This window comes from Methylovirgula sp. 4M-Z18 (assembly GCF_037890675.1).
Taxonomy (GTDB): Bacteria; Pseudomonadota; Alphaproteobacteria; order Rhizobiales; family Beijerinckiaceae; genus 4M-Z18.
This window is the reverse complement of record NZ_CP149574.1, coordinates 3,557,622-3,581,908: the sequence shown is the minus strand read 5'-3', so window position 1 is coordinate 3,581,908 and position 24,287 is coordinate 3,557,622. Positions and strand designations below refer to the sequence as shown.

The following is a 24,287-nucleotide window of genomic DNA, read 5'->3' as shown; positions in this document are numbered from 1 at the left end:
GAATGGTCGACATTCAAGGCGCGCGCCACGTGTGAAATATCATTGGTTGGCCATCTCCAGCCGACCCGCCTACTTCAGATAGCCCCGGTCTACTCCGGGCACGGATACGAATTTTGTTGCCGTGCCCCGTTGCTCAAGCTTTCGGTGCAGGCTCATCGAATCGTCGAGCGGGGCATACGCATCGTGCGCGATGCCGGACCGGGGGCAATATGCGGGCCTTTTTACACCCTGAAACGAAAACGGCGCGGATCCTGCGATCCGCGCCGTCGGCACTCGCGAGCGTTCAATCTCAGGCGGCGGCCTTCGCCACGGCCGAGACGGAGGCGATCGTCTTCAGAACCTGCGAAGCGATCTGATACGGGTCCGCCTGGGAGTTGGGACGGCGATCCTCGAGATAGCCCTTGTAGTCATTGCGCACGAAGGAGTGCGGCACGCGGATCGAGGCACCGCGGTCGGCGACGCCCCAGGAGAAGGTGTCGATCGAGGCGGTCTCGTGCTTGCCGGTAAGGCGCAGATGGTTGTCCGGACCATAGACGGCGATGTGTTCGGCCTTGTTGGCGGCGAAAGCTGCCATCAGGGCCTCGAAATAGGCCTTTCCGCCGACTTCGCGCATATAAGCGGTCGAGAAGTTGCAGTGCATGCCCGAGCCGTTCCAGTCGGTGTCGCCCAGCGGCTTGCAGTGCCATTCGACGTCGATCGAGTATTTCTCGGTCAAGCGCAGCAGGAAATAGCGGGCGAGCCACATCTCGTCGGCGGCGGCGCGGGAGCCTTTGCCGAAGATCTGGAATTCCCACTGGCCCTTGGCCACCTCGGCGTTGATGCCTTCATGGTTGATGCCGGCGGCGAGGCAGATGTCGAGATGCTTCTCGACGATTTCGCGGGCGACGTTGCCGACATTCTTGTAGCCCACGCCCGTGTAGTAGGGGCCCTGCGGTGCCGGGTAGCCATGCTCGGGGAAGCCGAGCGGGCGGCCGTCCTTGTAGAAGAAGTATTCCTGCTCGAAACCGAACCAGGCGCCTTCGTCGTCCAGGATGGTGGCGCGGCTGTTGGAGGGGTGCGGCGTGACGCCGTCGGGCATCATCACTTCGCAGAGCACGACAGCGCCGTTGAGGCGCTCAGGATCAGGCACGACGCGGACGGGCTTGAGCACGCAATCCGAGCTCGACCCTTCGGCCTGCAGTGTGGACGAACCGTCGAAGCCCCAGAGCGGCAATTGCTCGAGCGTGGGGAAAGCGTCGAATTCGCGAATCGTCGTTTTGCCGCGCAGGTTCGCGACCGGCTTGTAACCGTCGAGCCAGATATACTCGAGTTTGTATTTCGTCATTCTCAGGACACTCACTGGTTTGGAAAGCAAATGGCGTGGCTGCCGGCTTGCACCGACCTCCAGTCGGCTACGCTGAGCAGGAAGCGTGCCAATGTGCGGGGGACGGCGCTTTTGTCGCGGGCGGCATGCGCGAGACGAGATGTCGAATCTGGGCCTTTCGATGTCCCGGCCCCGCAAAAGGCCACGGCCACGGCTGGTTTTAGTCGGTTTTCGCTGCCGCTGGAGCCTGCCGCTTTCCTGTGCAGGACAAATACAGTGCAGATGCTGCACATAGTTTGTGCAGATGCTGCCTGTTAAGCGGGCGGGCGATAGGAGGCCGATGCGGATTGTGCTAGGATCCGGTTCCAGTCTGATTGCGCCGTATGATGCAACAGACAAGGGAGGCGAGCATGAGGGCGAGTACCCGGCACGAGACGGCCAAGATCTACGTCTTCCCCACGCGGTCGCGCGTGGTCCCCAGCCTCAGGCGCGACGAGACCCCACTTGCCTCACGCGAGCCCCGGCCTTTGCCGCCCGTCGACGTCGACGGCGCGTGGTATCATGAGGCGGCTATCCTCGAGGCGAACGACCCACGCAAGCGCTGAAAGAAATGCATGCGGCGCGCCAGTCAGAATAAAGCTGCAAACACGTATGTGATTGCTATATAGCCCATCGCCCCCGGCCGAATATAATCGATTCCGCGAAACGGCCCCCTTCCGTCGCATTCGCTTGTCAAGGTTGAAGTACCGGTCAAGCGCGCAAAGTGACTGAGTCAAAGCAAATCGAAGGCTTCGAACCGCGGTGGCGCTGGCGCGCAAACAGGATGCAGTTGCGAGTTGCATCTTGGCGGAAGCCAGGCTACAGGGGTGCCCTGTAACTTCATTGCTGGAGGCGACCATGTCCACGATTGCGCGCTTCCCGGGTTCGATGCGCGATATTTAGCGCGCTCCGGGATCCAATTCCCGGGTGAAATCACAAAAGCCCCTGTCAAATCGAATCCGCCCGCAGACCTCTTGGCTCGCGGTCGTGGAATTATTGTCATGTCTCCCAATTCTGTGCTGGCCCCTCGCCAGGAGGCCGGGCGTTCCGATCTGCTGGAACGCCGGCTTCGGCGATATCACCCCCATTTCCAGGGAACGGTGCGCGCCTTGGCAATGCGGCACGCGCGCATTGCCGACCTCGCTGCGAGCTTTCCCGCGCTTCTTTTTGCGTTGGCCGTCCCCCGGCCAGGGCTCGATCCTACGCCCGCGCTTGCGCGCGTGATCGATGGCCTCGCCCTCGCAGAAGCGGCAGCGGCAGCCGACGTGCCGCTATGGCTGCGAAAGCTGCCTCCAGAGGCGTTCGCGCGTCCAATCGCGCGGCTACCCGATGGCGAGCCCTTTCGCCGACAGATCGCGAGCCACCTTCCGCGTTCTCCTAAGCTTGCGCCGACGTGGCTACAGGCCGTGGCGGACGTTGCCGAACTCGCGCATGAGTCAGCGGCGGTGTGGATCGCGCGCGAACTCGCCCGCGAGCCGCGGCGTGTGAACCTCGCTCGGATGCGGCTCATCTGTCTCTGGGCATGGTTTTCCTGCCAACCGGCAACATTCGGGCACGAATTGATCGAGAGGCCGTGGACCCCTGACATGCGGATTGGTCCCGCCCTTAAGGCGGCAGACCATTGGCGAATGATCGTCGCCTTGCATATGAACCTCGGCCGTCGGCCGATCACCGACATGTGGCTCCAGGCCGCTCGGGTGGCCGGTTATGATTTCCTGCCTTTAGCCTCGATCGCCGCCATCACCGAAGAGGCGAAAGCCATGAAGAACTGTCTTAACACCTATGGCTACAACCTAACACACAATCGCTCGCGGCTCTGGAGCGTGCGGCGGGATGGCGAACGGATCGCCACACTGAGGCTTGCCTCTCGTTTTCGTGATCCGCTGCCGAACATCGTCGAACTCAGAGGCGCGGGAAACGCGGACGTACCACGCGAGCTGTGGTGGGCGGCGCGCCAGTGGCTGCATATGCATGACCTGTCGACGATCAGCATGGGGCAGCGCGAGTGGGGAACTGCGCCGCTCGACCGCGCGAGCTGGTTGTCCCTGTGGCGGCCATTCTGGCTCGCCAAGCGCCGCATCCCGGAATGGCTACCGATCGCGCCGTCGCGTGACGCGCTTGAGAGGCTATGAGCTGGGTGGTGAGCGCCCCGAGACATCGTTGACAGAACGTTCCGGAGACATGGGATGACACTAACCGCCTTTAGGCGAGACGTGTCGATGCCGTGGAAGGAGATTTCTGTGATGGACGAACGCCTCCGGTTCGTGTCTCGTCTGCTGGGCGGCGAAGCGATGACGGAGGTGTGTCGCGAGTTCGGGATCTCGCGCAAGACCAGCTACAACATCTTTGATCGCTACAAGGAGTTTGGGATCGAAGAACATCGTGGCGCGACGGCATTTGGCGATGGTCCATGGGAATGCCACTCTCCATCGGCTTAACGAAGATGCGGCCAAGCTTGGTACCGCATCGAATCTTGCCTGGCCTCAGCCGCATTTCACAAGGGCTCGCGCGATCGGATCGCCAATTGTGCTGCGAGCCGGACAGCGCTCTCTAGCGCGCCTGTCCTGGCGACGCCCTTGCCTGCGATGTCGAACGCCGTGCCATGCGACGGTGTCGTGAATATGGTTTCGAGACCCGCCGTCACCGTAACGCCCCTGTTGAAACCGCGCAGTTTCGTCGCGATCTGGCCTTGGTCGTGATACATGGCGACCACGCTATCGAATTCACCGGCAAATGCCCGTATGTAGATCGTATCGGCCGGGAACGGCCCACTGCAGTCGATTCCGGTGCTTGCCGCAGCCTCGACTGTCGGGCGGATCATGTCGATCTCTTCCCGTCCGAAGAGTCCATTCTCGCCCGCGTGCGGGTTCAGTGCCGCGACAGCGATGCGGGGCCTCTCGATTCCTGCTTTCCGCATCATGCGATCGGCCAATTTGATGGCGTCGGTAATGGTGTCGGGGTTAATGCACGCAATGGCCTCGCGCAGCGATTGGTGCCCGGTCACCCGAGACATCCATTGGCCGTCGAGGACATTCATCTCCGAGAAGTAGCCTTGATGGCCGAGCAGGTTGGCGAACATCTTATGTTCGTCCGGGAACCTCCAGCCGCCGTCGAACATCGCGCGCTTGTTCAACGGCGCGAATGTGATGGCATCGATCTCGCCGGCCTTGGCGAAATCGATTGTCCGTGCGAGCGTTGTGCCGGTCAGTCGGCCGGATTCAGCGCTGGCTTTGCCAAGAGGAAAGAGGGCGGGATCGGTATTGCCGAGATCCACCATTTGCACGGCTTGGCTGTGCCAATCCGCCTGGCTTGGCGAGTCGATGCATTGAACGTCGAACTGGACGCCGGCTTGTGACATGCCCATAGCCAAGACGCGGGCATCTCCGACCACCACCAGGCGGGCGACTTCTGCGAGCGTGCCGTTGGCGAGAATTCGCGCGGTCTGCTCTGGTCCGATGCCGGTGCAATCGCCAGGAACAAGAGCGATGACCGGCAGGCTTGTCTCAGGCGCTTGCATGGAGTTTCGCTTTCGCGACTGAAACTGTCGGCGAGAGTCCGCTCGCCGGCAATCTCAAACAGCCGTTCGGTTCTCAGCGACCGTAGGTCAACATCACAAAGGTGCCGGGCGTATAAGCATTGGCGTAGAATGGTGAAACGGCTGCAAGATTCTTCTTTGACGCATCGTATATGCCTTCAGCCGTCACGCCGAAGATCTTCTGCGTGCCCGCGTCATAACGAATAACCCGCAGGCTCGGACGGGTCTGCAGAGCCTCCGTCAACGTATATTTATCGGCGCTTTCCTGCTTGTAGATCGTCAGGACGCCGTCGACGCCAGCCGAAATGAAAAGCTGTTTCGTGGCCGGATCCAGGATCACATCGTCGGCGCCGCGGCCGCTGATTGCCGTGCCGGTGATGGCTCCGGTGTCCGCGTCGATAATTGCGAGGACGGGATTGAGCTGTTTGCCGCGGCACGGCAGTAGCAGCCGATTGTTGGCGACATCGAATTCCGACCCCGAGGGCTCCGTGCATTTAGAAGATACGTCCCATTTCGCGACGATCTTCTTTTCCTTGAGGTCGATCTTGTAGACCATATGCTTGTCGCGCAGCGGCAAATAAAGATTGCTCTTGTTGTCGACGACCGGCCGCTCGAGCTGTGTCCCTTCGACTTCGATCGTTCCCACGAGCTTCATCGTCGCGGCATCGACAAGCAGCTCCTTCGAATTGTCGGCTTGTTGGTATGCGAGAATGTTTGTCGCCTCGTCATAGACGACGCCGTCGAAATTGTCGCCAAAGCTGACACGGTCGACGGGCGACAGATCCGACAATTTGAAAACCGACGTGGATCCATCGGTATTGGCGGTAAATCCGCGATCGAGTTTGGGAACGATGGCCGATGCGCCGGATCCCTTGGCGTTGGCGACCTGTCCGACAACGGCATTCGTCATGACGTCAACGACGGTCAGCCCATCAGCTCGACGGCTCAGATACGCCCGATGCGACGACGGATCGTAATCGATGTGGTCCCACGAGGTGCCCGTTCCACCCAGCTTAAGTTCGCCGATCTGATGATAAAAGCCCGGTGCATCCCCAGCTTTGGCAGTAGAGACGGCGCACGCCAGCAGTAATACAGAAGTCGCCACAGAGACATATCTGGATACGGTCATCGATAAATCCTCCCAGGTTTCAAGCGGTTGGTCGTTGCGGCCGTCTTGAGCAATTTTTCTGGCATTCGAGAACGTTAGACCGCGCGTTCGCAGCGAATCCAAATGCCGCGAAACGCGGATGGAGACACGCCCAGCTCCCCACGCAAAGAAAACCTAGCAAGGTTTTTATAAAATGTAAATTGTTGACAATTTATTTGTCGCTTTTAATATCGCCGCATGTTGCCGCAGAAGATGGGCAGGCACAGACCGGGCAGGTTGAAACGAAAAGGATAGGGTGAGGCATGTCGCACCTGGAACTCGCAGGGCTTGCCAAACGCTACGGCGATTTCGCGGCAGTGGATGACGTGTCGCTTTCCGTCGAAAAGGGTCTGCTCGTCTGTCTGCTCGGTCCGTCGGGATGCGGCAAGACCACCACGCTGAGGTTGATTGCCGGTTTCATCAAGCCGACAGCCGGCGAAATACGTGTCGAGGGCAAAGTGATTTCGGCGACAGGATGGGCCGAGCCGCCGGAGCGGCGAAGTATGTCCATGATCTTCCAAAGCTACGCGCTTTGGCCACATATGACGATTTCCGAAAATGTCGCCTATGGTCTCACGTTGCGTAAGCTTCCGGCACGGGATATCGCCGCGAAGGTGCAAGAAGTTCTGTCGATCACGCAGTTGGTGACGCTGGCAGATCGTTATCCGGGTGAACTTTCCGGTGGGCAACAGCAGAGGGTTTCGCTCGCGCGGGCCCTTGTGGTCGAGCCGGATATTCTATTGCTCGACGAACCACTCTCCAATTTGGATGCGAACCTTCGCGAAGACATGCGCTTCGAAATTCGCCGTCTGCACGATCGGTACAGGTACACCACCGTCTATGTCACCCATGACCAAACCGAGGCCATGACGACCGCGGACGTCATCGTGGTCATGAACGGGGGGCGCATCGAGCAGGCCGGGACGCCGCTTCAGATTTACAAGGAGCCGAAATCACAATTCGTGGCGCGCTTCATTGGCGGGACGAATATCCTCAAGGCAAGACTTGCGGGCGATGTGGCCGATTGCGGTGACGGCCTCGTTCTCAGATGTGAGAATGGCGCGGATTTGCCGGCGGGCGGGATCTTCGTCGCCATTCGTCATCACGACGTTGAAATGCGCGCGACGATGCCAGATGACTCGTACAATGTTGCCGAAGGCATGGTCACGCGCCATGTCTATCTGGGGCCATATCGAGATTACGTCGTGACGCTCGCATCAGGGGTCGCCATTCGTGTGCTCGCGCCGGCGTCCATCGAGGTTGCGGTCGGACGAACTGTATGGCTGCATTTTCCACCGGATCATTGTCGCGCGCTTCCGCACTAGTCGGTGTGGCGAATAGAAATCTATTCGGCGAGAGAACGTGCGCGAAGACATATCGGAATTTGAACGCGTCTTATGGGGTACCAGAAACAACTGGCCCCGTTCGTGAGGTGGAGGAGAAACCCATGCGAGCTTTCCCAGTCGTCGTCGCTGCGCTTTCAATCACAGCCTGCCTGACCGGTGCCGGCATGGCCGCCCCGCCGGCGCCTTATAGCGTAACTCCTGACTTGGTCGATGCCGCTGTCAAAGAGGGAACGGTCGTTTGGTACACGTCAACTGACGTTGCCGTATCGGAAAAATTGTCGGCCTTGTTTGAGGCGAAATATCCGGGCATCAAGGTGCAGGTCGAGCGCGCCGGTGCAGAGCGTATCTTCCAACGCATCAATCAGGAATATGACAGCAAGATTCACGCGGTTGATGTGATCGAAACATCGGATGCGGTGAATTTCGTCGTCTTCAAGCGACAGGGCTGGTTGCTGCCGGCGGTGCCGGAGGACGTTGCGAAATATTGGCCGGCCGAAGCCAAGGATGCGGACGGTCAGTATGCGGCCTACCGCGCCCATCTGTCGATCATCGCTTATAATACGAAATATGTTACGGCCGCAGACGCGCCTAAGAGCCATGCGGATCTCCTCGATTCCAAATGGAAAGGCATGATCGTGAAGGGCCATCCCGGCTACAGCGGCACGATCGTGACGGACACCTACGCTCTCAGCCAGGCGCTGGGATGGGGTTATTTCGAAAAGCTTGGCCAGCAGAAGATTATGCAGGTCCAGTCCTCAACCGAGCCGCCGAAGAAATTGGCGCTCGGCGAGCGACCGGTCATGGCGGACGGCAATGAATACAACATCCTGACGATGAAGGAGAGCGGCACACCGGTCGAGCCGGTCTATGCCACCGACGGTGTTCCAGTCGTGATCGGTAATGCCGCCATCTTGAAGGACGCCCCTCATCCGGCGGCGGCAAAAGTCTTTTATGGCTTTATGTTCAGCCGTGAAGCGCAGCAGGCCAACAGCGACGTTGGTGGGCTGAGGTCCTTTCATCCGGAGGTGAAGGAGAAGGCGGGTCGCGTTCCGCTCTCACAGATCAAGCTCCTGTATTCCGACCCCGTGAAGCTCGAAGCGGTGATCGACGATTTGAAGAAGAAATACGAGGAATATTTCGGCACATGAGCAGCGCAACCATGGATCTGCCCGTGAGAAAGCCGACACGCCGATTAGCAGATCCTTCGACCGTGGTCTTCGTTGTGATCGCGGTTGTGCTTGGGGTTCTTGTCCTGCTGCCGTTGTTCTGGCTGGCGCGATATAGTTTGTCGGATAGCGCCGGACATTTCACGCTGGCAAATTTCCAACAGCTAGCGGCCGATCCGTCGCTGCGCAAGCCGGCGATCGTGTCGATCACGATGGCTCTTGGCGTTGGCGCCGTATCCGCCGCGATCGCCACGCCGCTCGCCTGGCTCGTGGCGCGTACCGATCTGCCCGGACGAACTGTGATCCGGGCCCTGATCATGGCGTCCTTTGTGACGCCGCCATTTCTCGGCGCAATCGCATGGGAGATTCTCGCCGCTCCTAACAGCGGATTGATCAATCAGGCCTATCGCAGCGCATTCGGCCTGCCGCCTTTTGCGGTGTTGGTCGATATCTATACGCTCGAGGGCCTGATTTTCGCCATCTCGTGCTACACGTTTCCTTTGGTGTTCACGCTGCTCGCCAATGCCTTCGAGCGCGTGCCGGGCGACCTCGAGGATGCCTCGGCGATCCTTGGCGCCGGACAAGCGACGACCCTGCGGCGGATCACGTGGCCGCTTGTCATGCCGGCGTTGATTGCCGGAACGCTGATTGCCGTGCTGCAAGCGCTGACCATGTTTGGATCGCCGGCGATCTTGGCTCTCCCGGCAGGATTTCACGTGATCACAACCAAGATTTGGAGCCTGTTTCAATATCCGCCAAAACCGGGACTCGCAGCGGCGGCAGCTTTTCCGCTTCTCGCCATTTCGGTTCTGCTGCTGTGGATCCAACGGCGCATTCTCGGGCGCCGCGGCTATGTCGTCATGGGCGGCAAGAGTGGCACGGCTCGAGTGACGAAATTGGGTTGGTGGCGCTGGCCAGCGCTGGGCTTTGTCGCACTGGTGCTGACTTTAACGGTCGGCCTGCCTTACGCCGCGCTGTTGAAAACGGCCTTCACAAAAAACGTTTCCGAAGCACTGACGTGGAGTAATCTGACACTGCACAATTTTCACTTCGTTTTCTTCGAATTCTCCGCCACTCAGCTTGCCATGCGCAACACGCTTCTCCTCGGCGTCGGATCTGCGACCATCGGCACGCTGATCGGGCTTCTGGTCGCCTATCTCGTCCAGCGTCGCGTTGTTCCAGGGATCTGGCTGCTCGGGACAATTGCGACAATACCAGTTGCAGTCCCCGGCATCGTCTTCGGTGTGGGTATGTTTCTCAGCTATTCCACTGCGCCTTTCATGCTCTACGGGACGCTATGGATCCTGCTGATCGCTTTCGTGACCATGGAAATGCCCGCCGCCTACCAGCAGCTTTCGACGTCGATCGGCACAATGAGTCCGGAACTCGAGGAGGCAAGCCGTATTCTTGGCGCGAACCGAATGACGACGATACGCCGCATCACTGCGCCGCTTCTGCGCACGAGCGTGGTTGCCACTTGGTGCTTGATCTTCATCGGCACGATTCGGGAATTGTCGGCAACGATTCTGCTGACAACGGCCGATACGAAGCTGGTCTCGGTCATCATCTACGACCTGAACGAAAGTGGCGATCTCGGCGCGATCGCAGTTCTGGGGATCACGCTTTTGGTCGTGTCCTTTACGATCGTCATCATTGCCAATCAGCTGCCGCTTCTTGGCGGACGCCAAAGACTGCCGCTCGCCTGATCGGCCGAGCAGCATATTGGGGCCGACGGCTGTAGCCAGACGGATCAACGGGTCTGTTGGCCGGGAGCACCAAACAATAGAACGCGGCTGTTCATGACATGCGCTTCCATCTCTGCGCCCGCGCGCAGCGCATCGTGGGCCTCAAGCGCCGCCAGAATCGATTTGTGCTCTGCGTTGGAAGCCAACATCCGCCCAGGCATGTGGAGCGTTCGGCGACGGAATAAATGAGCTTCCCGCTGGATCGCGGAAGCGAGTGCCACCAGCCGTTCATTTCCGCCATAATCGGTGATGGCATGATGGAATTGCAGATTGAGCGGATAGAATGTGTTGAGGTCGTCCTGTTCGGCTGCAACTTCCATCTTGTCGATGAGCGAGCGAAGCTCGGCGATCTGCCAGTCGACGATGATGGGCGCCAGGGTCATGCCGGCAAGGCGCATGAGCGATGCGCGAATATCATACAATTCGGCGGCTTCGCGATCACTGAGGGTGCGGACGAATACGCCGCGATTGACGATGACGTCGACGAGCCCGCTTTGCTCGAGCCCGCGGCAGGCTTCACGTACGGGCCCGCGGCTCACACCAAGTTTGGTTGCCAGCAAATTTTCATTCAGGCGATCGCCGCCTTTCAATTCGCCGCTTTCGATCATCCGCTCCAGTTCTCGACGCACAAGCGATGTCAACGATTCGGTTCGCCTGATATTGAGCGCCTCTGCGGCGTCAAAGAATGCAGTCATTGGTATCAATCCCATACATGTGCTGACCCGATAATATGCCGGTCCTTTGGTCAGATCCATACAGAAAATTGTTGACAATTGACAATTTAGGTTATTTCTAGACCTCAGATGAGCGTTGTGTCGGGATCGGAAACAAAATGACAGAACACGTCTCTCCGCCGGTGGCAGGCCTGACACGAAATGTCGCCGCCTTTGTTTGCGGCACGACCTTCGAAGAAATCCCGGCAGAGGTGGTCGAGCTGGCGAAGAAATCCGTCCTTGATGGACTGGGGCTGGCGATTTCGGGGGCAGTGGCCAAAAGCGGCGAGCTCGTGCGGCGGCATTTGGCGCAACTCGTGCTGGGGGAGGGGCCATCCACGGTGATCGGCAGCGCATGGCGCGTTGCACCCCGTTTCGCCGCCTTTGCCAATGGTGTTGGTATCCATGCCGATGATTTCGACGATACGCAGCTCGCTGTCGCGTCTGATCGGGTCTACGGGCTCCTAACCCATCCGACCGCACCCGCGCTTCCCGCTGCTTTGGCCACCAGCGAAATGCTTGGAAAAGACGGCAAATCCGTGCTCCTAGCCTACCTGATCGGGGTCGAGGTTGAATGCAAGATCGCCGAGGCGATCAATCCGCGTCATTATCAAACCGGATTCCATTCGACCGCGACGTGCGGAACCTTTGCGGCGGCCTCGGCAAGCGCCAAGCTGATGGAGCTCGACCAAGCGACCACGGCACGCGCGCTGTCGATCGCCGGCAGCCAGTCGGCCGGTCTGCGTGAAAATTTCGGCACCATGACCAAGCCGTTCCATGCGGGCCGAGCGTCCGAGAGCGGCGTTGCGGCGGCCCAGTTCGCCGAACTCGGTTGGACTGCGACAGACACGATCCTCGAGGCTCCACGCGGCTTCTTCCGCGCCGCCGGCGGTGGCTTCGATGCCGGCGCGATCGTCGGCAGACTCGGGCATCCCTGGACATTCGCCAGCCCAGGCATTTCGATCAAGCCGCATCCGTCGGGCTCGCTGACCCATCCGGGCATGACGGAGATGCTCCGTCTGATCCGTACCTATGCGATCCGCGCTGAAGATGTGGTTCGCGTTCGCGTCGGCACCAACTCCAATATGCCCAATGCACTGATCCACCATCGGCCGAAAAACGAGCTGCAGGCCAAATTCTCGATGGAGTTCTGCATGGCGATCCTGTTGCTAGATGGTCGGGCTACGCTTGCAGAATTCACCGATGAAACAGTTCTGCGACCGGATGTGAAGGCCATGATCGAGCGGATCGATTTTGTCGTGGACGATGCGGCCGAACAGGCGGGGTTCGAGAAGATGACGACCATCATCGACATTGATCTGAGCGATGGCCGGCGGATCTCCGGTCGTGCTGATTTCGGGCGTGGAAGCCCGGCGATGCCGATGACATTCGACGAGGTTGCGGAGAAATTTCTGAGTTGTGCCGAGTTCGCGCGGTTTCCCGATGCAAAGGCGCGCGAGGTCGTCGCACTGGCGCGATCGTTTGAGGCTCTGCCGTCGATCGCTCCCCTGATGGGTCTTCTGGCCGTCGAAGGGGTCCGCTAATGGATCTCGGCTACCAAGGCCGGCGGGTTGTCGTCATTGGTGCGAGCACAGGTATCGGTCTCGCGGCAGCAATGCAGATGGCGACCGAAGGCGCCGAACTGATCATCGCGTCGCGCAATCCGCAAAAGCTCGATGAAGCCGCGAACCAGATCGAGAAAATGGCTGGGAGAAGGCCTTCGACGCATGCGGTAGATCTGATGCAGGCGGATGGCGCCGAAGGTCTGGCAGCGGCAATCGCCGCACGATGGCCCGGTCTCGATGCGCTTGTCGTATCGGTTGGTGGCAGCGTGCGTGCCTCGTTCGAAACACTTTCTGACGAGGACTGGCTAGCGAACTACAATTTCAACGTGCTGTCCAGCGTGCGGGCGATACGAGCGGCCTTGCCGTTGTTACAATCCGGCCGGCAGCCGGCAATCGTCATCCTCGGGTCGGCAGCGGCGAAGTCGCCGCACGCACATCAGGTCATGACGAATGTGCACAAAGCCGGCTTGTTGGGCCTTGTGAAGACCCTTGCGAACGAATTCGCGCCGCTCGGAATTCGCGTGAATTCTGTCGGACCTGGTCGGACGCTGACGCCATTGTGGACGACGCGAGCCGCGAAAATGGCGGCCGATCAGCATACGACTCCAGATGCGATCATCGCTGAGTTTGCGCGGGAGATTCCACTCGGTCGCTTCGGCGAGCCCGATGAGGTGGCCGGCCTTGTGACATTTCTAGCCAGTCCTCGTGCCAGCTACGTCACGGGTCAATCCATCAACGTCGACGGCGGTCTTTCCCGCGGACTTCTATAGGATCACGCATGCAAACCGCTGACGTCACCCGACAACTTGCCCGCTGGATCGTCGATTATCCCGCGGCTTCGCTTCCGCAGCCTGTCCGGCGGGAAGGCCTTCGCACCGTCGTCAACTGGCTCGGCTGTGCGATCGGCGGTTCGCCGCACGAGACCGTTGACCGCGCGCTCGATGCCGTCCGCCTGTTCTCCGGCCCGGCTCAGGCCACGATATTCGGTCGCGGCCGCGAGGTCGATGCCCTGCATGCTGCGCTTTTGAACGGCATCGCATCGCATGTGCTCGACTACGACGACACCCATCTCAAAACCATCATCCACCCGGCCGGTCCCGTTGCGTCGGCGGCTTTCGCGGCCGCCGAACTGATGCCGATCAATGGTGCCGATCTCCTGACCGCGATCATTCTCGGCATCGAGGCGGAATGCCGCATCGGAAACTGTATCTATCCCGACCATTACGATCGTGGATGGCACATCACCGGCACGGCCGGCGTTTTCGGAGCAGCGGCCGCCGTCGGGCGACTTCTTGGGCTCGACAGCCGGAAGATGACGTGGGCGCTTGGCATCGCCGCCACCCAGTCGTCGGGTCTGCGCGAAATGTTCGGCACCATGTGCAAGAGTTTGCATCCCGGCCGGGCAGCGCAGAACGGGACCATGGCGGCATTTCTGGCGCGGTCGGGCTTCGACAGTTCGGAACGGTCGATCGAAGCGCCGCGCGGCTTTGCCAACGTTCTCTCCACCAAACAGGACTACGGCGAAATTCTCGAAGGGCTCGGAGAGCGTTGGGAAACCAGCCTCAACACCTACAAGCCCTTTGCCTGCGGCATTGTCATTCATCCAACGATCGACGGTTGCCAGCAGATCAGGACGGAAATCGGCGATGCGGTGCACAGGATCGCCAAGGTCGAGCTGACGACCCATCCGCTGGTTCTCGAACTGACTGGAAAACGAACGCCGAAAACCGGGCTTGAGGGTAAGTTCAGCGTCTATCATTCCGCCGCCGTGGCGTTGTTGCATGGCGACGGCACGCCTTCGGCCTTCACGGACGCAATCGTCGCCGATCCCGCCGTCATCGCCTTGCGCGACCGCGTCATGGCCACGGCAGATCGTGCGATGCCGGAAGAATCCGTCCGGATCGTCGTCACGCTGGACGATGGAACCGTGATCGAACGCCACATCCGCCGTGCGCTCGGAAGTGTCGAGCGGCCGCTTTCGGACGCGCAGCTGGATGAAAAATTCCGCGGCTCGAGCAATCCCGTGCTCGGAGAGGCCGTCACCGACGACGTGCTTGCGACCGTCTGGCGCCTGCCGACGCTCCCATCGATCAACGGACTTGCCGCCTTGACGATCCCCGCAAGGAATTGACCGCCATGACTCTTTCCATCGGTATTCTCGAGGGCGACGATATCGGCCACGAGATCGTCCCGGCGGCCGTTGACGTCATAGCGGCAGCGGCGGCTCGCTACGGCGTCGCGATTGACTGGCATCCGATCCCCATCGGACGGCGCGCTCTCGAAACCCACGGCAGCACGATGCCGCATGGCACGTTGGAGTCGCTCGGCAAGCTTGATGGCTGGATCCTCGGCCCGATCGGCCATCAGGCCTATCCGAAAGTTCCCGGCGCGATCAATCCGCATCCGATCCTACGCAAGACGTTCAATCTTTTCGCGAATGTACGGCCAACCCGCTCATTTCCAGGAATCGGCTGCCTGTTCGACAATGTCGATCTGATCATCGTGCGTGAGAACAACGAAGGCTTTCAGCCCGATCGCAACGTCGTTGCCGGATCAGGCGAATTTCGACCGACCGAGGACCTCACCATTTCGGTCCGCGTGATCAGCCGTACAGGCAGCTATCGCGTGGCAAAGGCGGCGCTTGAACTTGCGCGGCAGCGCAAGAAGCACCTGACGCTGGTCCACAAGAACACGGTTTTCAAGCTCGGCTGCGGCATGTTCGTGGAGGAATGCTATCGGGCGGCACAGGCGTTTCCGGATGTTCGCGTCGACGAGGTTATCGTCGATACGTTCGCCTTGCGGCTCCTGCGCGACCCGCAAACATTCGACGTGGTGGTGACGACCAATATGTTCGGCGACATCCTCAGCGACGAGGCGGCCGGTCTTGTTGGCGGTCTTGGCATGGCGCCGGGATTGTGTATCGGCGAGGGCCGCGTCGCCATGGCGCAGGCGACGCACGGATCCGCGCCCGATATCGCCCGCAAGGGCATCGCGAACCCCTATGCGATGATTGCGTCGGCCGCGATGCTGTTGTCCTGGCTCGGCAACGATAGGGGCATTCCGGAGGCAGCCGCGGCGGGCAAATCAATTGAGCGGGCGATGGAAACCGCGTTGGCCGACCCGTCGACCCGGACCCGCGACATCAATGGTGTGGCGTCGACGGCTGAGATGACCATGGGAATCATCAAGGCTCTGCACTGATCCTGATCAAGAGACATTGTCCACTTAAGTTGGAACGAGGCGCCATTCGCCCGCGTAAAGTCTCTATCGCGCATTCGCAGACGGGAATTGATACTCACCCCGCGCTCAGATCGACCCCAGCTTTTTCATTGATCACGGGACCGGCGTTGTGATCGGCGAAACGGGCGCTTTGATCAAGCGCAATCCCCGCCATCCCATTCTCGAAGATGATGTCGTCGTCTGCGCGGGAACGACAATTCTCGGGCGTGTCACCATCGGCAGAGGATCCACCATCGGCGGGAATGTCTGGCTGACGCGCAGTGTCGTTCCCGGAAGCCACATCACGTAGGCACAGAGTCGGAGTGGACAAACGGTTGACTAGTCGATCATTTCGCACGCAAACGCCGTAAAGCCGACGAGCACCCGTCCCAACGCGAGTGGGACAGATTCGCCCGCGCCGTCTCGGCTTTCAGCCAGTCGTCCGAACCGTGATCATTTCAATGGCTTTTCTAACGAAGTCCTTGCTGCCGACAGAGCCGTCGCGGCACTTGCGCCGCAATAGGCTGCTTGACGGGCCTTGCCCTCCAGCAACTGCGAGACTGTGGAAGTTCTTCGCACGACTGCAACGGCACCGATCGCAGTGGCCTCCCGATGAGCAAGCTCCAATGCATCTTGTGCCTCTGAAAACTTGCCGGCCCGGTAAAGGACCTTGGACCGCGCAACCAGTAGGAGGCTTCTGAAGGCTTGGGCGCCAATGCTATCGACGATGCGGTCCCCTTCATCGAGGGCCGCTATCGCCCGGTCGAGCGAACCAGACTCGGCCTCAGCGTCGGACAACATGATCAAGGCAAGAGGCAGCAGCACCAAACTTTCGGTCTTGCGATAAAGAGCAAGGCCCTGCAGAAGGCTGGCGAGCCCATGTTCCTGGCTGCCGAGCCGCGTTTCGGCCCAACTGCTGAGTATCTGGGCCATGGTGCTCCAATAAACGAGCCCATGCTCGGTCGCAGCCTGCGTCGCCTTTGCAGCAAAGTCGTATGTCGCGTGGATGTCGCCAACGATCATACTCGCAATCGCGGCGCATCCATAACCATAGGCGATAGCTAATGGCCTCTGGCACTCTTCAATCGCCGTGACCAGTCGACGGGTGCGTTCGCAGATTTCTTCATCGCTCTCGCGCAATGCACTCAAGATTGCAAGATTTGCCAATGCGCGCACACGCGCGTCAATTTTTGCGGAGGACGACGTTGACACGCCGCTTGTTGACGCGCGTTTCACGCTTTGCTCGAGCAGTTCGCCGGCAGCGGTGAAACTGCCTCGACACACCAGGCACCAGCCGAGCCGGCGCTCCGCGTCCGCGATGAGGGCGTCGTCGCCAATGCGCTTCGACAATCGCAATAGAAAGTCGCTCAGTTTGCGTGCTCGAGCAAGAGGGCCGCGGACTTGATATGAAGCACACAGACCGCGCACGAGCGGCGGCAAATCGTTCATTGCTCGGGCTTGCAAGGCAAGATGCGCCGCGCGCTCGTATGTGGTCCGCACTTCGGTGCTGCCTTCGCCGCGCGTCGCAATCAAGGCCTCGCCCAAGAGGGAAAGAGCAGAATAGTGACCCTTGATATCGGCATTGTCGGTCAATTTTTCGAGCAGGCGGACCGCTCGGCGAGCGTGGGCTTCCGCCTCGGCAAAAGCACCCGTCGTAAGCTCAGTCGCCGACGCACGCCGGAACAAATCCGCGGCTTCGGTGGGCCGCCCCGCACGTTCAAGATGCCAACCCAAGACCGCAGGAGCCGTGACTTCCATCTGTAAATTGGAATTGCGGAGATGCTCCGCAACCATACCGTGCAACCGGGCTCGGTGCGCGGTCGGCAAAGCTTGATAGGCAGCTTCACGCAACAGGACGTGACGAAATGAAACCAACGTACCGTCGCTTAATATCCGCCGTGTCATCACCCCTCTTGTCAACAGAAGGTCGGCGTGCTCGAGACATTCCTCGTCGGACATGCCGGCGATTTGGGCCAACATTGACACAGAGGTTTCGTCGCCGATGACTGCGGCAAGTTGCGCAAGATGGCGGGTGGGGCCAAGGGAATCGAGGCGCGCAGCAAGCAACTGAGATATAGCGGCTGGAAGTTGCTCTGGGCGGTGACCGCTATCTCGGGATGCCCGAGCGAATTCTTCGACAAACAGCGGAATTCCGTCCGCGCGTGTCGCGATCATGGCCGCATCATCTGCCGAAATGCCTTCGAGCACAGTCCCGGCAAGCTTTGCGGCCTCCTCTGGCGGGAGCGGACCGAGGTGATGTCGCGTCGCGCCAACCTGTTCGGCCCATTCAACAATATGGTCGGCTCGATGCGTAATGAGCAGAAGCAGGCGCATTGTCCCAGCGTGCGCCGCAAGCTGCTCGATAAAGCTTGCGAACGAGGGGTCAGCCCATTGGAAATCGTCAACCACAAGGACCAGTGGCCGATTTGCGGCTTGATCGGCAATCCAACTATTCAACATGCTGAAGGTGTTGCGTCGAATTTCAGCTGTCGGAATGCCGGCGGGAACCGGCACGCCGAGCAATGCAGCGAGCGCCACACCTTCTGCGTCCGCGTCGTGTCCGATCCACCTCGCGAGTTTGGTCGCTCCGGCACTGATCTCGTCATGAGAGGCGTCCAACGTGAGATCGAGCGCCCGCCTGAGCGGAGCAACGAGCGGATAAAATGCCTCCTCGATTGACTGTTGGGTACAGAACAACGCGAGACAGCGGTAAGAGTCCAACGGCAGACTCTCGAGGAAAGCTCCAACGAGGCGAGATTTTCCAACCCCAGGCTCTCCGGACACCAAGACAACCTGTCCTGCGCCGGAAGTTGCAATGCGCCACGCCTCGATGAGCCGCTCGCGCTCCGCTTCGCGCCCAATCAGTGGGCTAGACTGGCTTGGTTGCAGGCGCGCGAGGGGCGCCACCTTGTCAATCATGCCCCGGATATGGGCAGCCCGGATTGGCATTGGCAATTTAATGCCGGTGGTATCCGCCACCTCCGTTTGGAACCAGTCAGGCAGCAAGGATAAAGTTGTTTCGCCTGCCACCACACCGTTGCGGCCGGCAAGGTGCTGCAGGCGGGCTGCGATGTTTGGCGCGCGGCCAACAACGCCATTGTGTTCGATCTGCTCCAGAGGCCCAATATCTCCGACCAGAACCCACCCGGTTTCTATTCCCATGCGCGCAGCTAGATATTGCAGATTCGGATCCGCTTTGCTGTGCCTTGCGAGTTCCCTTCCGATTTCCAGTGCGCAGACGACCGCCATTTCGGCATCCCGACCGGTCGCGCGCGGCCAGCCAAAATACGCGAGAATTCCATCGCCGATGACCCTCGCGACATGGCCGCGATGCCGATTGACCTGCTCGAAAACAATCTTCCGGTAGGCGCCAAGGAGCGCACTGAATTGCTCAGGATCCATATTGAACTGATGAAGGGTCGAATCGATCATGTCGCAAAACAGGATCGTGAGGTATCGCCCCTCCGTTCTGACATCCAGCACGCTCTTCAATGTCCTGCCTCCCGCTCTGCACGTGCTCGACGGCGCCAATATCCCAGTATTCCTGCACTTTTCAATACGTGAAGATAACATCTTCACGGCTGAGCGCATACCGTTCCATGATCTTCCACCCGCAAAGCTGCGGTCTTCTCCAGGAATACACAGCCCAACATCCGGGCAAGACGCGATTATTTTAAACCCGTTTGTGAATTAGATCACTTTGCGGGGTCGGTCGCGATAATATCACTATTGACTCGATGCCAAGCGCGAATAGCGTGAGTGACCTTGGACCATTGTGCTGCGCTGCTCGGGTACTGCCATGAAATTAGCTCTCGACTCGCCGACATCGATGACAATCGGACTGACCGAGACGTGCCCTCTGCGGTGCAGGCATTGCTACGCGGATTGCAGTGCGGAGCCACGCCAGGAAGAATTGAGCGTCGACCAGTGGGTCGTCTTGCTTGACGATTTTGCCGCGCAAGGGGTCATCCAGCTTTACATCGAGGGCGGCGAGCCTTTGGCGAAACCGGGACTGTTCGATCTGCTCCGCGCGGCGAGCCCGCGTATGATGACGATGATGCGCACACATGGGTATGGGTTGGACCACATCATGGGTGCCACGCTGCGGGACGCTGGACTTGGCCGGGCTCTCGTTGATCTCATGGGCGCGTGCGCCGAGACACATGACACGCACACCGGAGTGCCGGGCAGTTTTGCGCAAGCATGCGCGGCCGTCCAGCACCTCGTCGCTTGCGGCATTCCGACCGATGCCCTTGTCATTCTCACGCGTCAAACGGCGCCAGAATTACAGGCTATTCTCAATCTTGCCCAAAGACTCGGCGCCTCCCGTGTTGGGGTCCTGCGCCTTTATCCTCTCGGCCGCGCAAAGCGGAACTGGTCGGATCTCGCATTGCCATTGAATGAGCAAATGGCGGCTTTGGCTGCGTTGCAAGTGCCGCAGGGATTGACGCTCATGCAGTCGTGGCATCCCAAAGACCGGAATTGCTGCTGGCAAGGAGCGGCGATCAACGCCCGAGGGCGTGCGATCGGCTGCATGTATCTGCGAGAATATGTCGACTTCGGTGATGTCACGACGACTTCATTTCGCGAAATCTGGCAGAGCCATCCCCTCTATCGAGACCTGCGCAGTGGCAGGGTCGATGAAAGTTGCAAATCCTCAAAAGGTGGTGGTGACGGGAGCAAAGGAGGTTGTCGGAGCACCGCTTTTGCTTGGAGCGGAAGCTGGACCGCGCCCGACCCATTCGACATCGAACTGAACAATGGAGTGGACCTTGCCCAGCTTCCCTCGCGTCTATTGGACGCGTGAACCGAGCCTACGCTTGCGCCCGGTTCCGGAGCAAGAGTGCTGTCTTGCCTATTTGCCGCCTGCACCGGACGCGACACCACCCCGCCATGCGGCCTTGCATGGTCTGAATTTGACCACTTGGCTCGTTCTCACGCTCTGCGACGGTCGTGACGAATCTGCGATCGCGCAAGGGTTTTCCGACGCGGTCGGCAACACATGCGGCGCTGGCGCCTCCAGAGCCGCCTTCCATGCGGCATTGGGACAGCTTCATGCGCTTGGGCTCGTTCAAAAGACAAAGGGGGACATCACATGACCAATCCACAGGACCTGCTTCAAAGGATGGGAAATTTGCCTGGTCCTCGGGCCATGACGTTGCTCGCCGAAGTACGTACCGAAAGCACGCTGCCGTTCCACAACGTCACCGCGCCGAATTGGTCCAATCCGGGACCTTTCGGCGCCGCGCACGAGTGGTATTGTTCGATGACTTGGGATCAAATCACTCAGTTGCAGACGTTTCTGAAAACGCCTGTCGCTCCGACGCAAACCCTGCCTGAGGCCCTGATCGACCAAACCATGCGCGAGCTTGGGATCGGTTTCTATCTTGGCACCTTCATCGGTCAAGGACAGGGAGGCTCCGAGATTCGCATGCTGTTCGCATATACGCCGAATATGGATGTGGAGGAGATCTGCAAAGTATGGGCTGCGTTGCTTCAGAATCCAACGCCGGAGCAAAAGCCGGCTTCCGATGCGCTTACGGGCCTACGTCAGATGTGGAACGCAGCAAGTAACAATTCGGAATCAGGTCTCATGCTTCTTTCGGAGGTGGATGTCGATGGCAAACTCGCGGATCCCACGCTATTCCCATTCGCTTCTATCGACAAACCAAGATGAACAACGATGCCTCTCCGGGACACGGGCCGACACAGGTCCTGCGGGATGCGCGGCTGTGTTTGCTTGCCAGCCGTGACGAGGCCGAAGAGTTCCTTGCGTGGAGCCAGGATGAACTCGGGCCAGGAAACACCGATAATTGGGACGATGTGCGCGTTGCAGCTGTTATCCGTTTCCTCGGGGGTATCGACGATCTGCAACAGCTATTCGGCTGCACCGTTCTCGCGTCGGCCGGTGAGTATTTCGCAGTCCTGGTGGAGGTCGGCCAGCTTTTAAGCGGACCGTCGAGACGCGCCAATCGATTGATCGACCATCCCGCGTTGCTGGAGGCATCCATTGGCCGCCTCGGGCGGCCCGGCAGCAACACCGGGACATCGTCATCGGCGCTTGTGTCGCCGCGGGACGCCGCAGCGGTGCCGTCTCAACAAAGTTGTACGGGCAAGGGTGTGCTGGTTGGCGTGGTCGATACGGTCTTCGATGTCGGACATCCGGCGTTTCTCGACGCGCGCGGTGAAAGCCGGGTGCGTTGGATTTGGGATGTCAATGCGGCGCAGAGTTCTACGTCGGTGCCTGCCGGGCGGCTCTACACTGGCGACGAGTTGCGACCACCTGGGATCCAGATCGAGCAGTGGGAAACACGCGCCGAAGCCACGATCGATCCGGAATTGAACTGGGTGTGGCGCCGCCATGGTACGATCGTCAGCAGTATCGTTGGCGGGTACGGAGCTGGCGGAAGCTTCGAGGGTGTCGCCCCGAAGGCGGAGCTGGCATTTGTCGGCGCCGGGAATGAGACGACCGGCCGCGTCGGCGACGCCGCCGATTTGCTCGCTGGATTGCATCGGCTGATGCGTGAGCCAGGGCCCGTTGTTGCCAATCTCTCCACGGCCGATCCGCTCGGCCCGCATGACGGCACGCTTCTGGGGGAACGGCTGCTGGATGAATTGCTCTTGCTGCCCGGCCGTAGTGTCGTGGTCTGCGCAGGCAATTTCGGTTTCGCGCGCCCAGCGAAAGGGCGAGGGCAGGGGTATCGCCACGACCACGCTGTCGTGCCGGCTTGTGACGGCTCGGCGCAGTTCGTGCTTCGATTCGATGATTTCCTCGATCTCCCCACAGTCGCCGAGATCTGGATCGAGGCCGGACCGGTGCCGCAGGTCATGATCGATGGAAGCGTCGACTATGGCGGGCGTGCCAGCCTTTCGGTGCAGACTGCGGAGGCCCCGGTCGCCGTGACGGTGCCTCCGTTTCCGAGCCATGCCTGCGGCAACGTCCTCGCAGTGCTGACGCCGAGTGAAAGCCGCCAGCGCTGGTGCCTGAGCGTTTTTTTTCATCCCGCATCGCCCACGCGCAATCGGGGGCCCTTCTTTCCGTCCAGTACATGGACGGTGACTGTGAATGGAGCTCAGGGCCGAGTTCATGCTTGGCTCGACCGGAACAACATCGAACGGGGCGGATGGTATGCCCCGCTGCCCCGGGACGAATGGCTTGCGAGCACCGTTGGCGCGCCGGCCACGGCACGTCGCGTCATAACGGTTGGCGCTGTCGATGCGGCTGGGCTCGCCCTCAGCAGCGGCACGGGCGTCGGCCCAACCCTGGACGGCCGATTGAAACCAGACCTTTCGGCGCGCGGCGAGGGCCTGTTGGCAGCGGTGCTGCGAAGCAACCAGTCTCCATGGGGAGATTCTGGTGATGGAACCAGCGTTGCGACGCCTCTCGTTGCGGGAACCGTCGCGTTGCTCTTCGAGGCGTGGGGCGCCCACGCCCGCCACGCCACCTGGTTCGACATTCGTCAAGCCTTGCTGCGCGGGGCCGGCCTCCCGGACGGAGCAGCAGGCTGGGACCCCGCTCTTGGCGCCGGAACATTGAACGCGGGCTGCGTGCTCGCGCCGGCACCTCCCGACGTTGATCTCTGGATCCCCCGTGTTTCAGATGATAACGGCGAGGAACCACTTGTGCGCGAGTTCATCTGTGATAGCCCGGCGATCGTGTTTTCGCCTGCATCCGACGGCGCAGTCAATGTCGACGTCGCGGTTCATAACCGCGGGCGGAGGTCTGCGTCCAAGGTTCGCGTCCGCCTGTTTGTCGCCAATGTCGGTGCTTCAACGCTCGAGTTTGCCGCGGCCGGCTCTCCCTGGACGACAGAAGGTATCGACACGCCGGAGCACATGGTTGATCTCCAACCCAATGCGTCTGCGTCGGTGCGCTTCGTGCTTCGACCCGGTCATAAAGTGATGCAGCTTATGGCGGTGGCCGACAATAGTGACGATCCTTTACCTCGTGATGCCGCTCCCTCATCTTGCAATAATATGGCACTTCGAACGTTTGATCCGCATTTCGCCACATCCGCCTCCAGGTGGACGACGCTGACGCTGCGCGGGAGCGGCCGCGGCGAGAGCGTTGCATTGAGACTTCTAAACGGCAGCGGCAAGCTCATGCTCCGCGGACTGTCTTTGGCTGCTTTGCCTTGGCGCGAGGCGAGCATTTATGAGCGCCATGGCCGTCAGTGTCGGCTGCTCTTCGGAGAACAGGGCCACGATCCGTTGACCGGATACGAAAAGGAATTGACGGACGAAGGGACCATCTCCATGCGAACGGACATCGAGGGGGCCGGATCGTTGTCCATTTCCCACCAAAGCGTAACCATCGAGTCAGTCGCCGACACGCTTTGGATGCCCCGACTGCGTTTGGCAGCCAAGACGGAGCTGAGGTTTGAGGTCGCGGCAACCGACATCGCGCAGAGTGCTTTGATAGGTCTCTCCGTCTTTTCGGACGGGCGACGTGCCGGTGGAGCGCTGTTCACCGGAGCTTCGCTCGCACCCATCGGCGCTTCTTAGCTGA

At 60.2% G+C, this 24,287-nt stretch carries 17 protein-coding genes and 2 pseudogenes; 14 read left to right on the top strand and 5 right to left on the bottom strand.

From position 1 onward, the window contains the following. Positions 1 to 289: 289 nt before the first annotated feature. A complete protein-coding gene (locus V9T28_RS16630; protein WP_116400153.1) occupies positions 290 to 1,324 on the bottom strand; it encodes a glutamine synthetase beta-grasp domain-containing protein in 1,035 nt (344 codons plus the stop codon). Positions 1,325 to 1,713: 389 nt separating this feature from the next. On the opposite strand from V9T28_RS16630, the gene V9T28_RS16625 reads away from it, so the two are divergent. The 3 genes and pseudogenes from V9T28_RS16625 to V9T28_RS16615 all read left to right on the top strand — a co-directional run. Then, positions 1,714 to 1,908: a DUF2735 domain-containing protein gene (locus V9T28_RS16625; protein ID WP_158554756.1), complete on the top strand. Its 195-nt coding sequence runs from the start codon at positions 1,714 to 1,716 to the stop codon at positions 1,906 to 1,908. A 435-nt stretch (positions 1,909 to 2,343) separates the two neighbouring features. After that, a complete protein-coding gene (locus tag V9T28_RS16620; RefSeq protein ID WP_116400151.1) occupies positions 2,344 to 3,474 on the top strand; it encodes a hypothetical protein in 1,131 nt (376 codons plus the stop codon). A gap of 87 nt (positions 3,475 to 3,561) precedes the next feature. Then, positions 3,562 to 3,717, top strand: a pseudogene (locus V9T28_RS16615) (helix-turn-helix domain-containing protein); the annotation flags it as partial. Between the two features lie 119 nt (positions 3,718 to 3,836). On the opposite strand, the gene V9T28_RS16610 reads toward V9T28_RS16615, so the two are convergent. Both V9T28_RS16610 and V9T28_RS16605 read right to left on the bottom strand, forming a co-directional pair. Next, entirely contained in the window at positions 3,837 to 4,859 is a 1,023-nt protein-coding gene (locus V9T28_RS16610) for a PdxA family dehydrogenase (protein ID WP_116400150.1), read from the bottom strand. A 73-nt stretch (positions 4,860 to 4,932) separates the two neighbouring features. Beyond that, positions 4,933 to 6,006, bottom strand: coding sequence for a YncE family protein (locus V9T28_RS16605; RefSeq protein WP_147306413.1), 1,074 nt, complete (start codon positions 6,004 to 6,006; stop codon positions 4,933 to 4,935). Between the two features lie 281 nt (positions 6,007 to 6,287). Between V9T28_RS16605 and V9T28_RS16600 the strand changes: the two genes are divergently transcribed. The 3 genes from V9T28_RS16600 (at position 6,288) to V9T28_RS16590 (ending at position 10,242) form a co-directional block, all read left to right on the top strand. After that, the gene (locus V9T28_RS16600) at positions 6,288 to 7,349 is read left to right on the top strand and encodes an ABC transporter ATP-binding protein (RefSeq protein WP_116400148.1); all 1,062 of its coding nucleotides are present in this window, start codon (positions 6,288 to 6,290) and stop codon (positions 7,347 to 7,349) included. Positions 7,350 to 7,471: 122 nt separating this feature from the next. Further along, positions 7,472 to 8,518: an ABC transporter substrate-binding protein gene (locus V9T28_RS16595; protein WP_116400147.1), complete on the top strand. Its 1,047-nt coding sequence runs from the start codon at positions 7,472 to 7,474 to the stop codon at positions 8,516 to 8,518. Next, complete coding sequence (locus tag V9T28_RS16590) at positions 8,515 to 10,242, top strand: ABC transporter permease (RefSeq protein ID WP_116400146.1); 1,728 nt, start codon at positions 8,515 to 8,517, stop codon at positions 10,240 to 10,242. Before V9T28_RS16595 ends, V9T28_RS16590 begins: the two co-directional genes overlap by 4 nt. A gap of 44 nt (positions 10,243 to 10,286) precedes the next feature. Here the strand turns inward: V9T28_RS16590 and V9T28_RS16585 are convergent, their stop codons facing one another. After that, the gene (locus V9T28_RS16585) at positions 10,287 to 11,036 is read right to left on the bottom strand and encodes an FCD domain-containing protein (protein ID WP_116400145.1); all 750 of its coding nucleotides are present in this window, start codon (positions 11,034 to 11,036) and stop codon (positions 10,287 to 10,289) included. Positions 11,037 to 11,113: 77 nt separating this feature from the next. On the opposite strand from V9T28_RS16585, the gene V9T28_RS16580 reads away from it, so the two are divergent. The 5 genes and pseudogenes from V9T28_RS16580 to V9T28_RS16560 form a co-directional block, all read left to right on the top strand. Next, positions 11,114 to 12,538, top strand: coding sequence for an MmgE/PrpD family protein (locus tag V9T28_RS16580; protein ID WP_116400144.1), 1,425 nt, complete (start codon positions 11,114 to 11,116; stop codon positions 12,536 to 12,538). Beyond that, positions 12,538 to 13,329, top strand: coding sequence for an SDR family oxidoreductase (locus V9T28_RS16575; RefSeq protein WP_116400143.1), 792 nt, complete (start codon positions 12,538 to 12,540; stop codon positions 13,327 to 13,329). Before V9T28_RS16580 ends, V9T28_RS16575 begins: the two co-directional genes overlap by 1 nt. A gap of 8 nt (positions 13,330 to 13,337) precedes the next feature. Continuing rightward, positions 13,338 to 14,690, top strand: a complete 1,353-nt coding sequence (locus tag V9T28_RS16570) for an MmgE/PrpD family protein (RefSeq protein WP_116400142.1) — start codon at positions 13,338 to 13,340, stop codon at positions 14,688 to 14,690. 5 nt (positions 14,691 to 14,695) lie between these two features. Further along, positions 14,696 to 15,760: an isocitrate/isopropylmalate dehydrogenase family protein gene (locus V9T28_RS16565; protein WP_116400320.1), complete on the top strand. Its 1,065-nt coding sequence runs from the start codon at positions 14,696 to 14,698 to the stop codon at positions 15,758 to 15,760. A gap of 65 nt (positions 15,761 to 15,825) precedes the next feature. Continuing rightward, positions 15,826 to 16,088: pseudogene (locus V9T28_RS16560) on the top strand (serine O-acetyltransferase); the annotation flags it as partial. A gap of 143 nt (positions 16,089 to 16,231) precedes the next feature. Here V9T28_RS16560 and V9T28_RS16555 read toward each other — a convergent pair. Continuing rightward, positions 16,232 to 19,261 carry an ATP-binding protein gene (locus tag V9T28_RS16555; protein ID WP_245424052.1) on the bottom strand — a complete coding sequence of 1,010 codons (3,030 nt, stop codon included), beginning with the start codon at positions 19,259 to 19,261 and terminating at the stop codon, positions 16,232 to 16,234. Positions 19,262 to 19,577: 316 nt separating this feature from the next. Here V9T28_RS16555 and V9T28_RS16550 point away from each other — a divergent pair, with 316 nt between their 5' ends. The 3 genes from V9T28_RS16550 (at position 19,578) to V9T28_RS16540 (ending at position 24,283) form a co-directional block, all read left to right on the top strand. Continuing rightward, on the top strand, positions 19,578 to 20,585 hold the full coding sequence (locus V9T28_RS16550; RefSeq protein WP_116400140.1) for a radical SAM protein: 1,008 nt from the start codon (positions 19,578 to 19,580) through the stop codon (positions 20,583 to 20,585). Positions 20,586 to 20,873: 288 nt separating this feature from the next. Beyond that, a complete protein-coding gene (locus tag V9T28_RS16545; RefSeq protein WP_147306412.1) occupies positions 20,874 to 21,455 on the top strand; it encodes a hypothetical protein in 582 nt (193 codons plus the stop codon). Beyond that, positions 21,452 to 24,283, top strand: a complete 2,832-nt coding sequence (locus V9T28_RS16540) for a S8 family serine peptidase (RefSeq protein ID WP_116400137.1) — start codon at positions 21,452 to 21,454, stop codon at positions 24,281 to 24,283. Before V9T28_RS16545 ends, V9T28_RS16540 begins: the two co-directional genes overlap by 4 nt. Positions 24,284 to 24,287 lie beyond the last annotated feature (4 nt).